This is a genomic window from Erythrobacter sp., from assembly GCF_036351135.1.
Lineage (GTDB): Bacteria > Pseudomonadota > Alphaproteobacteria > Sphingomonadales > Sphingomonadaceae > Erythrobacter.
Genome location: NZ_JAZBON010000025.1, coordinates 204,656 through 216,447, shown reverse-complemented (window position 1 = coordinate 216,447; position 11,792 = coordinate 204,656). Strand labels below are relative to the sequence as shown.

The following is an 11,792-nucleotide window of genomic DNA, read 5'->3' as shown; positions in this document are numbered from 1 at the left end:
CGACAGCCTGCTGCGAATGGACTGGGGCGCTCAGATCGGTACGCATGTAAGGGATGGGCTGCGCCCGGTAGTGGACCTCGTCTATCCGCCGCGTTGTCCGCTCTGCGGCACGGCGACCGCGGCGCAGGGTGGATTGTGCCTCGACTGCTGGAGCGAGCTCGATGTTCCGGGCGAGCCGGCTTGCAACGCGTGTCAGCGTCCGATGACGGATGGCAGCAACGGGCCGCTCGAATGCTGGCCCTGCCGCGATGCGCCGCCCCGCCATTCCGGCATTATCGCCGCCACCCGATACAATGATGCCTCGCGCCGCCTGATCCTCAATTTCAAGCATGGACGCAAGCTCGCGCTCGCGCCGCTGCTCGCGCGGCTGATTGCGGCGCGGCTCGATACACGGGAGGGCGCGGGAGAGCGGCAGGCTCTGCTGATCCCCGTTCCGCTGCATCGCTGGCGCATCTGGCATCGCGGTTTCAACCAGGCGGCGCTGCTCGCATGCGAACTCGAAAAGCTGGGTAAGGGCCATCTGCTGGTCAATGGGCTGATCCGACGGCGGCGCACGCCGAGCCTTGGCGGATTGGGCAAGGGCGAGCGACGCCGGGCGCTGAACGGCGCGATTTCGGCGCGCGACAGCGCTCGTTCGATCATCGCGGGGCGCGAGGTCATACTGGTGGATGACGTGCTGACCAGCGGTGCGACCAGCGATGCCTGCGTCGATGCCCTGCTGGATGCGAGCGCCGCTAGCGTTCGCATCGCCTGTTTCGCGCGCGTATTGAGCGATTCGAGTGACGAAGGCGCGATGAGTCCGGGCGGTGCTTTCGAGCGCGGCCCGAAAAACGAAACGCCCGGGGCCGTAAAGACCCCGGGCGCCGCGTGACGAAATGGTTCAGATCCGCTCAAAAGAGCTCAGATGGCGACCCCCTAATTTCGCCATCAGGACCTTATCCCTCATTCGTTCAATCGACCTTCGGCAACACCCCGCTGTCGCCGGTGATCGACACCCCCTGAACCTGGCGTTCGTAGCGCCGGTGTCCGGTGGAAGAGCGCTCTCGCACCCTGTGAGCGTCTTCTTCCATTATGGTTCCCGAACCGGAAGATGATTCGTGTTTGGCGGTCGATTTTGGTGTGGTTCTGTTGTTATCCTGCAACAATCCGCCGCATGGGGCGAACCGCTGGCCGCTGTGAATTGCGCGGCTTGCAACAGATGGAGTGTTATCGTGACCGAGCCTGCAAGTCTCACTACTGTCGAGCGTGAGGAGGGCGCCGCCTTCCTGCCGAAGTTCGACGCGCACGGTCTGCTGAGCGCCGTAGTGGTCGACGCGACTTCGGGTGATGTGCTGGTGGTTGCTTTCATGAATGCGGAGGCGCTCGCACGTACGCGCGAGAGCGGGCGGGTGCATTTCTGGTCGCGTTCGCGCGGGCGTCTTTGGCAGAAGGGCGAAACATCGGGAAACGTGCTCGAAGTCGAGGACATCCTCGTCGATTGTGATCAGGACGCGCTGGTCATCCGCGCGCGTCCTGCCGGCCCGACCTGCCACACGGGGCGACGCTCCTGCTTTTACCGCCGCCTCGATCCCGATGCCCCCGACGCGCATGCTCTCGTAAAGGTCAATACTTGACGCTCACGTAAAGGTAAGCTAGAAATCGGGTCATGGCTACCGCACCCGATCGCTCGTCCGACGTTCCGCAGGAAAAGGGCCGCCGCAACGGCGCCCATCTCGATCGCCCTGACAAGCTGGCGCGTGAACAATTCTCGATCTCCGACCTCACCAGCGAATTCGGCTGCACCGCCCGTGCGCTGCGCTTTTACGAAGATGAGGGCCTGATCAGTCCGGCCCGCGTCGGCCTCACCCGCGTCTATTCCAAGCGGGACCGCGCGCGTCTCGCATGGATCATGCGGGCGAAGAATGTCGGCTTCAGCCTTACTGAAATTCGCGAGATGATCGACCTTTACGATCTCGACGACGGCCGGGTCGAACAGCGCCGTGTCACTATCGAGAAATGCCGCGCGCATATCGCAAAGCTGAAGGCGCAGCGGGCCGATATCGACAGCTCGATCAAGGAATTGACCGGCTTCGTCGACGAGATCGAACAGCTCGATCTCGGTTGACGCCGAGCCACACCATCGCTCAGTTTCAACTATAATCGCTTCGAAGGGATCCCCGATGCCGACCTACAACGCCCCCACCCGCGACACGCGCTTCGTCGTCAATGAGATGCTCGACCTGGCGAGCTACGGCAATCTGCCGGGCTTCGAGAACGCGACGCCCGATATGGTCGATACGATCGTCAACGAAGCCGGCAAATTCGCCGCAGAAGTGCTCGCGCCGATCAACCAGAGCGGCGACGAGGAAGGCTGCACGCGCCACGATGATGGCAGCGTGACGACGCCCAAGGGCTTCAAGGAGGCCTATGACGCCTATGTCGAAGGCGGTTGGGGCACGCTTGCTAAGCCGGAAGAGTTCGGCGGGCAGGGCCTCCCACACGTGCTGGGCTTCGTGGTCGAGGAATACACCGCGACGGCGAACCAGGCATTCGGCATGTATCCCGGCCTCACCAACGGCGCGTCGGCAGCGATCGAGGCTGCGGGATCGCAGGAGCAGAAGGAAACCTACCTTCCCAAGATGATCTCGGGCGAATGGTCGGGCACCATGAACCTGACCGAGCCGCATTGCGGCACGGACCTGGGCATGATCCGTACCAAGGCCGAGCCGCAGGGCGACGGCAGCTACAAGATCACCGGCACCAAGATCTTCATCTCCGCCGGGGAGCACGACCTCACCAGCAACATCATCCACCTCGTCCTCGCGAAGACGCCGGGCGCACCGGACAGCTCCAAGGGCATCTCGCTTTTCATCGTTCCCAAGTACATTCTCGACGAAAACGGCGAGCCGGGTGAGCGCAATGGCGTCACCTGCGGGTCGATCGAGAAGAAGATGGGTATCCACGCCAACGCCACCTGTGTGCTCAACTACGACGAGGCCACCGGTTATATGGTGGGTGAGGAGAACAAGGGTCTCGCCGCGATGTTCATCATGATGAACGCCGCGCGACTGGGCGTCGGTATTCAGGGCCTCGCGCAGGCCGAAGTCAGCTATCAGAACGCCGTCACCTACGCGCTCGATCGCCGTCAGGGCCGCGCTCTGACCGGCCCGGCCGATCCCGACGCGAAGGCCGATCCGATCTTCGTCCACCCGGACGTTCGCCGCATGCTGATGGACGCAAAGGTCTTCAACGAAGGCATGCGCGCGCTGTGCCTGTGGGGCGCGCTTCAGGTCGACCTCACGCACAAGGCCCAGACCGAGGAAGAGCGCCAGCTGGCCGACGATCTCATCGGGCTGATGACCCCAGTCATCAAGGGCTACGGCACCGATAAGGGCTACGACATCGCGAACAACATGCAGCAGGTTTATGGCGGGCACGGCTATGTGCGCGAATGGGGCATGGAGCAGTTCGTCCGCGATAGCCGCATCGCCATGATCTACGAGGGCACCAACGGTGTGCAGGCGATGGACCTGTGCGGGCGCAAACTCGCGAGCAAGGGTGGCCGCGCGATCCAGGCCTTCTTCAAGATGCTCGACGACGAAATCGCCGAAGCAAAGGGCAACGAAGCGCTCGCGCCGATCGCGGAACGCCTCGAGAAGGCACTGGGCGAGCAGAAGGCGGCGACCATGTGGTTCATGCAGAACGCGATGGCCAACCCCAACCATCTGGGCGCGGGTGCGCACCACTACATGCACATCATGGGCATTGTGACGCTCGGTTTCTTCTGGCTGAAGATGGCCAAGGTCGCCGACGCTGCGCTCAAAGCCGGGACGGACGATAAGGCTTTCTACGAAGCGAAGCTGACGTCTGCCAATTACTACGCCGAACGCTTCCTGCCCGATGCAGGAGCTCTGCGGCGCAAACTCGAAGCAGGCAGCGAAAACATGATGGCGCTGCCCGAAGAGGCTTTCGCGACCGCCGCATAACGACACATCCAGTTCGTCACGAGAAAGGCTCGGTCCGGGGGGACCGGGCCTTTTTCAATCCCCGGCCGCCTGCCCATCCGTCACAAACGGCAGGCGGCGCTTGTGCTTATCGGCTGCGCTTTCTAGTCTCCGCCGACAGATGGGGATGGGGAGAAAGTCTTTGCGCATATTCGGTTTGGCGCCCTTCGTCGGCGCGGCGCTCGTTTTCGGCGGGGTCGCTACCGCACAGACGCCTTTCGAGGCGAAGATCACGCGCACGACGCACAATATCGCCCATATAGAGGCCGAGACGTGGCAGGGCGTGGGCTACGGTGTCGCCTACGCCTATGCGCAGGACAATTTCTGCATGCTGGCCGAGGAATTTGTAAGCGTGAAGGGCGAGCGCTCCTTCCATTTCGGGCCCGAAGGCCGCGCGCTGATCGGGACTTCGGCGACCGACAATCTGACTTCCGACGTGTTCCATCTCGGCCTCCTCGATATCGAGCGCCTGCGCGCGGACGCCGAAGGTCAGAGCGCCGAGACCGCCGCGCTGATCGAAGGGTTCGTCGCGGGCTATAACCGCTACCTGTTCGATCATCCGCGCGGGCAACTGCCCGCCGCCTGCGACGAGGCGGAATGGGTGCGTCCAATCACGACAGACGACATGCTGCGTCTGAACGAGCGCACCATGCTGCTCGCAAGTTCGCTCGCGCTCGCCGAGGGAATCGTTGCCGCCGCGCCTCCGGGAACCGCGTCTGCGCGCAGCGATGAAGGCGAACTTCCGGACGCGCTCTCGCCCGACGGTCCGCGGCTTGGCAGCAATGGCTGGGCCTTCGGCGGCGATGCCACGAATAATGGACGCGGGCTCGTCATCGGCAATCCGCATTTCCCTTGGGAAGGGCCGGCGCGGTTCTGGCAGATGCATGTGCGCGGCCCCGACGGCTACGACGTGATGGGCGTCGGCATAGCTGGCACGCCGATCCCGACCCTCGGCTTCAACAAGGACGTCGCCTGGACCCACACCGTCACCGCGGCGCGGCATTTCACGCTCCACGCCCTCCAGCTCGTGCCCGGCGACCCGACCAGCTACATGCTCGACGGCGAGCCCGTCGAAATGACCGAGACCATCGTCACCGTGCCAATGCCCGACGGTGAGGGCGCGATCGAACGGGTGCTCTATTCGAGCGAGTTCGGACCGATCGTCACCGTACCGGGAACGGGCATCCAGTGGACCGGGGCGATGGCCTTTGCGATCAACGATGCCAATCTCGGCAATATCCGCGCGATGGATGCCTGGCTGGGCATCGGGCGCGCGCGCAATGTCGCCGAGATCGAGGCGGCGGTCAGCGAGACGCTGGGCATACCCTGGGTCAACACGATCGCCGCGGACCGCGACGGGAATGCGCTCCACGCCGACATTACCACCATCCCCAATGTCAGCGCCGAGTTTGCAAGCGCCTGCGCAACGCCGATCTCGGGCCTAGTCGCGAATATGGTGACCCTGCTCGACGGCACGCGCTCGCAGTGCAATTGGAAGGCGCAGCCGACCGCCGCCGATCATGCGGGGCTCCTGCCCGCGTCCGAGCAGGCCTCGCGCACCCGCCGCGACTACGTCACCAATTCGAACGACAGCTATTGGCTCAGCCATGCGGGCGAACCCTATGTGCAGCTCTCACCCATCCTCGGCGCCTGGAAGACCGAGCTCTCGCTGCGCACTCGCTCCAATTTCACCGAGACCGAAGCGATGCTGTCGGCCGGACCGGTGAACCATGAGCGGGCGCAGGCGCTGGTCTTCGGCAACAAGGCGCAGGCGGCGGAGATGGCGCTGGACGCGCTGCTCGCCGGGCCGTGTGCGACGAGCAACTCGGCAGCGGAACCGTGCGCGGTGCTACGCGGATGGGATCGCCGCTACGATAATGCGAGCCGGGGCGCCTATCTGTTCCTTGCCTTCTGGGACAAGGTGCGCGGGCGCAGCGATCTTTGGCAGATGCCGTTCGATCCCGAAAACCCCGTCGCCACGCCGGCGGGCCTGCAAGTCGAAGGCGAAGCGGGCGCGGCGCTGATGGCGGCGCTGGCCGAGGCGGCGGAAGAGATCGAAGCGCGCGGCATCGCGGTGGACGCGCCCTGGGGCGAGGTTCAGGTGCGGCTGAGCGATGGGGACCGGATCGCGGTCCATGGCGGCCCGCACCAGCTCGGCATCCTCAACATGCAGCGCAGCCGTGAGATCGAAGGCGGGCTAACCCCGGTTCACGGTTCGAGCTACGTCCAGATCGTCGGCTTCGACGAGGACGGCCCGGTGGCCGATGCGGTCCTCTCCTATTCGCAATCGACCGATCCGAACTCGCCCTTCTACGCCGACCAGACGCTGCTCTACTCCGATAAGGAATGGGTCCGCCTGCCCTTCAGCGATCCGGAGATCGAGGCGGGCAGGATCGGCGAGACGCTGACTATAAGCGAGTAAGGAGCCTTTGCTGTCATCCCCGCGAAAGCGGGGACCCAGGGGCCATAAGCACCGCCGGCCAGCCTGGGTTCCCGCGTGCGGGGGAATGACAAGGAGTTCTAGCTGGGTTCCCGCGTTCGCGGGAATGACACTGGTTTCCTCACCGCTCCGGCAGGAAATCCGGCACGCTTAGATACCGCTCGCCGGTGTCGTAATTGAAGCCCATCACCCGCGCTCCGGTATCGAGCTCCGGCAGCTTTTTCGCGATCGCCGCCAGCGTGGCGCCGCTCGATATGCCGATCAGCATGCCTTCCTCGCGCGCGGCCCGGCGGGCCATGTCCTTGGCGGCCTCGGCCTCGACCTTGACCGCGCCGTCGATCGAATCTGTGTGGAGGTTGTCGGGGATGAAGCCCGCGCCGATGCCCTGGATGGGGTGGGGGCCGGCCTCGCCGCCACTGATAACGGGGGAGGCTTCGGGTTCGACGGCATACGCCTTGAAGTCGGGCCAGACCTTCTTGAGCTCTTCGGCGCAGCCCGTCAGGTGGCCGCCGGTGCCCACGCCGGTGATCATCACGTCGATCGGCGCATCGCGGAAATCGTCGAGGATCTCCTTTGCGGTGGTGCGCGCATGCACTTGTGGGTTGGCGTCGTTCTCGAACTGGCTCGGCATCCACGCCCCGTCGGTTTCAGCGACGATCTCGCCGGCGCGTTCGATCGCGCCCTTCATGCCTTTTTCCTTGGCCGTCAGATCGAAGCTCGCGCCATAGGCCAGCATTAGGCGGCGGCGCTCGATGGACATCGATTCGGGCATGACGAGGACGAGTTTGTAACCCTTGACTGCCGCGACCATGGCGAGGCCGATGCCGGTATTGCCGCTGGTCGGCTCGACGATGGTGCCGCCCTCTTTCAACAACCCCTTCGCCTCCGCATCTTCGACCATCGCGAGCGCGATCCGGTCCTTGATCGACCCGCCCGGATTGGCGCGTTCGGATTTCAGCCAGACTTCGTGATTGGGAAATAGCCGCGACAGGCGGATATGGGGGGTGTTGCCGATCGTCTCGAGAATGTTCTTCGCTTTCATGTCAGGCCTCCTTGCGGGTGTTTGTCGCTCGTTCTTTCGGGGTCTTCTAGCAAATCTGCGGGCGGATCGAAGGTCTTCGTCGTCCGCAATACGGGGAATACCCGGCTCCACGCCGCCACGGTGACGACCGCGCCCACGCCGCCGGCAACAACTGCGGCCACGGGGCCGATGAGATAGGCGAGCGTTCCGGAGAAAAAGTCGCCGCCTTCGTTCGAGGCGCTGATCGTCAGGAGCGATACCGAGGATACCCGCCCGCGCTTGTCGTCCGGGGTGTGCAGCTGGATGAGCGACTGGCGGATATAGACGCTGAACATGTCCGCCGCGCCCACGATGAACAGCATGGTAAGGCTGAGCGGCATCGAGTGCGACAGGCCGAAGACGATTGTGGCCAGCCCGAAAATCGCCACCGCGCCCAGCATCTTGGGTCCGACATTGGTGGCGATCGGGCGAAAGGAGAACCATGCCGCGGTGATCGCCGCGCCGATGGCGGGGGCCATGGCGAGCTGGCTCAAACCCGTCTCACCCACCTGCAAAATGTCGCGCGCATAGACGGGAAAGAGCGCGGTGGCACCGGCGAGGAACACCGCGAAAAGGTCGAGCGTGATCGCGCCCAGCACCATCTTGTTGTTCACCACGTAGCGCATGCCGTCGACGATGGCGCCGATCGGGCGCTGATCCCTGCGCCTGGGCGGTTGCGGCACGCGGCCGATCAGGGTGAGGGCGACGATCGAGACAAAGAACAGCGCGCAGGCGACCGCATAGGGCAGATGGGGTTCGAGCGCGTAGAGATAGCCGCCCAGCGCCGGTCCACCGATCATGCCGACCTGCCACGAGATCGAGGACAGCGCTATGGCCGTCGGCAGGACCGGTTTGGGCACGAGATTGGGCGCCAGGGCGGAAAGCGCCGGCCCGGCAAAGCCGCGCGCGATACCCAGCACGATGGCAACGCCATAAAGTACTGCAAGCCCGATCGCGCCGCTATAGGTCGCCCAGCCGAGCACCGCCGCGCAGGCGAGTTGCAACACCACTGTCAACTGCCCCAAAGCCCGGCGATCGAATCGGTCTGCCGCAAGCCCCGAAAAGGGCGTCAACAGGAAGAGCGGCAGGAACTGCAACAGCCCGATCAGCGCGAGCTGTCCCGAAGCCTCGGCGATGCTCATCCCGCCGTCGCGCGCGATATTGTAGGTCTGCCACCCGATGATGAGCAGCATCGCATATTGCGCCAGCGTCATCGCCAGCCGGCTGATCCAGTAGCAGCGGAAATTGCGGATGCGGAACGGGTGGGGGCGGGGGCTGGGCGCGGCGTCGGTCACCTGCAAGCCATTGGCAGGGCCGGCGGCTCAGACAAAATGTTTTGTGCCGTGCCGCCGTCGTAAACCTGCCCGGCGATATGCCGGGTGGGCGGCTCAGCGGCCGCGGCGCAGCCGCGGATTGGGTTGCAACGTGTCGATGATCTCGACGAAATCGTCGAGCCGGATGATGCGCTCAAACTGAAAGCCCGCGCGCTCGTCGCGGGTCCAGATCACATAGGCCTCGATCCGGCCGACCACCGGCAGGCGGATGATGACCCGGTCGCCCCGGTTGAGGTTATCGGCATTGTCGACCATGAAGCCGTGGGCGGAGATGTTGCAGATATGCAGATTGAGATCGCCGGCGGAGAAATGCTCGACGATCGTCGGAAAGTCGACCGGGTGGCGCGCAGCCCGGCGCATGTCGGTCACGCTCAGATTTGCACCTGCAACCACGGCTCCCACCCTCCTGTACAGCGGCACCGTGAATATCGCGGCGCTTGGGGAATAGCCGCAATAGGGGCGCAAAGGCTGATATTTGGTAAAATGCGTGGGACGCAGGGGCAGAGACCCGCCGTGCGACGCGGTTTCCGACGGCTCAGCGGGTGACGAGGCCGTGCTTCTTCTTGCCAAGGCTGACGCGCCAGGTTTCGCCCGGACCGGGCAGGACCATCGTTCCGGCATCGGTCACGCTTCGCTCCTCGACCTTGACCGCGCCCTCGGCGATCTTGCGCTTCGCTTCCCCACCCGAGGCGACGAAGCCAAGTCCGGTCAGCACCGCGCCGATGCGCTGCCCTTCCTCGCCCACCGCAAGGCTCGGCAGGTCATCGCCTGCGCCCCCGCCGGCAAAGGTCTCGCGCGCGGTCGCCTCAGCGCTGCGTGCGGCTTCGTGGCCGCGCACCATCGCCGTTACCTCATTGGCGAGCGCGACTTTCGCCGCGTTGATCTCCGCACCTTCGAGCGCCTCCAGACGTGCGATCTCGTCCAGCGGCAGGTCGGTGAAAAGCCGCAGGAACCGGCCGACGTCGCGATCGTCGGTGTTGCGCCAATATTGCCAGAAATCGTAAGCGGGGAGAGCGTCCTCGTTAAGCCAGACCGCACCGTCCACCGACTTGCCCATCTTCGCGCCGTCCGCGCGGGTAATGAGCGGCGCGGTCACCCCATAGACCTCGCGGGCATCGATCCGGCGATTGAGCTCGATGCCGTTGACGATATTGCCCCACTGATCGCTGCCGCCCAGCTGCAACCGGCAATCGTAATCGCGCGCAAGCACGAGGAAATCGTAGGCCTGCATGATCATGTAGTTGAATTCGAGGAAGCTCAGCGGCTGTTCGCGGTCGAGCCGCAGCTTCACCGAATCGAAGGTCAGCATTCGGTTGATTGTGAAATGCGGGCCGACATCGCGCAGCATCTCGATATAGCTGAGCTCGCTCAGCCAATCGTCATTGTTGATGAGCAGCGCGCCGGTCTCGCCGCCGCCGAAGTCGAGCATGCGCTCGAAACTGCCCCTGATGCCTTCGATATTGCTCGCAAGCCGCTCTTCGGTCAGCATGGTGCGGGTCTCGTCCTTACCCGACGGATCGCCGACTTTGGCGGTGCCGCCGCCCATGATGACGATCGGCCGGTGCCCCGCCTGCTGCAGCCGGCGCAGCAGCATGATCGAAGCGAGATTGCCGATATGCAGGGACGGCGCGGTCGGGTCGAAACCGACATAGCCGGTCACGATCTGCTTCGCCGCCAACGCATCGAGCGCGCCGGCATCGGTGACCTGATGAAGATGGCCGCGCTCCTCGAGCAAGCGCAGGAGATCGGAAGTGTAGCTCATCGTGCGTGTCGTCCTTTCGGCGCGCTTAACAGCGAGGGCCTGCGCGGGGAAGGGGGCGCGGAGAAGGGCTTGCCACGGGGCGGCGCGTCGGGCGATAGCGGCGGCGATGCCGGCGCGCGAACACCCCCTCATGCTCCATCGCAGCTGCGATCTCGGACCGATAAAGGCCATCACCGCACGGATCGAGGCGACTGCGACCGGCTGCGAAGCGCGCTTTCGGCTCGAAGGCAATGTCGGCGCGATCCGCATGCCCGAGGCGGCGCCGCCGCTGCGCACCGATGGCTTGTGGAAAACCACGTGCTTCGAGATATTCTGGCAGCCGATCGGGGACACGCCTTACCGCGAGTTCAACCTCTCGCCTTCGGGGCGCTGGGCCGCCTACGATTTCGCTGCGTTCCGCGAAGGGATGCGCGACGCGCCGGTAGATGCCATCTCGATCAGCACCGCATCCTCGTCGGAAGGCGGCTCGCAAAACCTCGAGCTGATCGCCAATATCGCCGCCGAATTGGACGACCCGGCGCAGGTCGCGCTCAGCGCCGTTCTCGAGCATGCCGGCGGCGCGTTGCAATATTGGGCACTTGCCTTCCCGCCGGGCCAACCTGACTTTCATTCCGAGGCCTGCCGCCAGCTGATCGTCGAGCGCGATCAGGCCTCTTCGGGGCGCTGACCGAAGGGACCGTTCAACTGGACGATCTTCCAGTTGAGCACGAAAGCGAAACTGACCCACAGCAGATAGGGCAGGTTGAGCCACCCACCGAGCGGATCGAAGCGCGGCAGCACGACGAATAGGGCAAGCACGGAAAACCACAGGAAGATGTTCTCGACGAGCGCGAAATCGGGGCGCTTCAATTTGAAGAAGAGCGGCGACCAGGCGAGGTGGAGTAGGAAATTGGCCGCGAACAGCGCGCCGATGATGATCCCGCCTTCAAGCGACTCGGCACGGACCCAGGCGCGGTAGAAACTCCAGGCGGAGAGACCGAGGATGATCGTCCAAGCCGGGCCGAAGAGCCAGTCGGGCGGCTGCCAGCTGGGCTTCTCGAGACGGTGATACCAATCGCCGATCTCGGTAAGCAGCCCGCCAGCGCCGCCTAGCACGATAGCCCACAGTGCGGCGACGATCGCGGGCGTCCATTCGATCTCCATGGCTGAGAGAGCGCTTCGCCTCCATCGAGGTTCCCGAAACACGCATTGCCTTTGCTCTCTGACTGCGCCA

The 11,792-nt window shown here is 64.5% G+C and carries 11 protein-coding genes; 6 read left to right on the top strand and 5 right to left on the bottom strand.

Translation table 11 applies throughout. The features are described from left to right. The first annotated feature begins 16 nt into the window (after nt 1-16). From V2I30_RS08005 to V2I30_RS07985, 5 genes are all read left to right on the top strand, one after another. Complete coding sequence (locus V2I30_RS08005) at nt 17-871, top strand: ComF family protein (protein WP_330661590.1); 855 nt, start codon at nt 17-19, stop codon at nt 869-871. A 340-nt stretch (nt 872-1,211) separates the two neighbouring features. Continuing rightward, nucleotides 1,212-1,613 (top strand): phosphoribosyl-AMP cyclohydrolase, encoded by a 402-nt coding sequence (gene hisI, locus V2I30_RS08000; RefSeq protein WP_330661589.1) that lies wholly within the window; start codon nt 1,212-1,214, stop codon nt 1,611-1,613. A 32-nt stretch (nt 1,614-1,645) separates the two neighbouring features. Then, complete coding sequence (locus V2I30_RS07995) at nt 1,646-2,104, top strand: MerR family transcriptional regulator (RefSeq protein WP_330661588.1); 459 nt, start codon at nt 1,646-1,648, stop codon at nt 2,102-2,104. Between the two features lie 55 nt (nt 2,105-2,159). After that, nucleotides 2,160-3,965, top strand: a complete 1,806-nt coding sequence (locus V2I30_RS07990) for an acyl-CoA dehydrogenase C-terminal domain-containing protein (RefSeq protein WP_330661587.1) — start codon at nt 2,160-2,162, stop codon at nt 3,963-3,965. A gap of 160 nt (nt 3,966-4,125) precedes the next feature. Continuing rightward, entirely contained in the window at nt 4,126-6,405 is a 2,280-nt protein-coding gene (locus V2I30_RS07985) for a penicillin acylase family protein (protein ID WP_330661586.1), read from the top strand. Between the two features lie 139 nt (nt 6,406-6,544). Here the strand turns inward: V2I30_RS07985 and cysK are convergent, their stop codons facing one another. From cysK to tyrS, 4 genes are all read right to left on the bottom strand, one after another. Next, nucleotides 6,545-7,465, bottom strand: coding sequence for a cysteine synthase A (gene cysK, locus V2I30_RS07980; protein ID WP_330661585.1), 921 nt, complete (start codon nt 7,463-7,465; stop codon nt 6,545-6,547). Further along, on the bottom strand, nt 7,462-8,784 hold the full coding sequence (locus tag V2I30_RS07975; RefSeq protein WP_442896914.1) for an MFS transporter: 1,323 nt from the start codon (nt 8,782-8,784) through the stop codon (nt 7,462-7,464). The genes cysK and V2I30_RS07975 overlap by 4 nt, the downstream gene beginning before the upstream one ends. Before the next feature lie 87 nt (nt 8,785-8,871). Continuing rightward, entirely contained in the window at nt 8,872-9,210 is a 339-nt protein-coding gene (locus V2I30_RS07970; protein WP_330661583.1) for a PilZ domain-containing protein, read from the bottom strand. A gap of 142 nt (nt 9,211-9,352) precedes the next feature. After that, entirely contained in the window at nt 9,353-10,579 is a 1,227-nt protein-coding gene (gene tyrS / locus V2I30_RS07965) for a tyrosine--tRNA ligase (protein WP_330661582.1), read from the bottom strand. 130 nt (nt 10,580-10,709) lie between these two features. Between tyrS and V2I30_RS07960 the strand changes: the two genes are divergently transcribed. Then, nucleotides 10,710-11,246 (top strand): hypothetical protein, encoded by a 537-nt coding sequence (locus tag V2I30_RS07960; protein ID WP_330661581.1) that lies wholly within the window; start codon nt 10,710-10,712, stop codon nt 11,244-11,246. Here the strand turns inward: V2I30_RS07960 and V2I30_RS07955 are convergent. After that, nucleotides 11,225-11,722: a TspO/MBR family protein gene (locus V2I30_RS07955; protein WP_330661580.1), complete on the bottom strand. Its 498-nt coding sequence runs from the start codon at nt 11,720-11,722 to the stop codon at nt 11,225-11,227. The two genes, V2I30_RS07960 and V2I30_RS07955, sit on opposite strands and share 22 nt — an antisense overlap. Nucleotides 11,723-11,792: the final 70 nt, after the last annotated feature.

Excerpts from the sequence above, each read along its gene's own strand:
- cysK (WP_330661585.1), bottom strand. The coding sequence starts at position 7,465 with ATGAAAGCGAAGAACATTCTCGAGACGATCGGCAACACCCCCCATATC.
- V2I30_RS08005 (WP_330661590.1), top strand. The coding sequence starts at position 17 with ATGGACTGGGGCGCTCAGATCGGTACGCATGTAAGGGATGGGCTGCGC.
- tyrS (WP_330661582.1), bottom strand. The coding sequence starts at position 10,579 with ATGAGCTACACTTCCGATCTCCTGCGCTTGCTCGAGGAGCGCGGCCAT.
- V2I30_RS07955 (WP_330661580.1), bottom strand. The coding sequence starts at position 11,722 with ATGGAGATCGAATGGACGCCCGCGATCGTCGCCGCACTGTGGGCTATC.
- V2I30_RS07990 (WP_330661587.1), top strand. The coding sequence starts at position 2,160 with ATGCCGACCTACAACGCCCCCACCCGCGACACGCGCTTCGTCGTCAAT.
- V2I30_RS07960 (WP_330661581.1), top strand. The coding sequence starts at position 10,710 with ATGCTCCATCGCAGCTGCGATCTCGGACCGATAAAGGCCATCACCGCA.
- V2I30_RS07995 (WP_330661588.1), top strand. The coding sequence starts at position 1,646 with ATGGCTACCGCACCCGATCGCTCGTCCGACGTTCCGCAGGAAAAGGGC.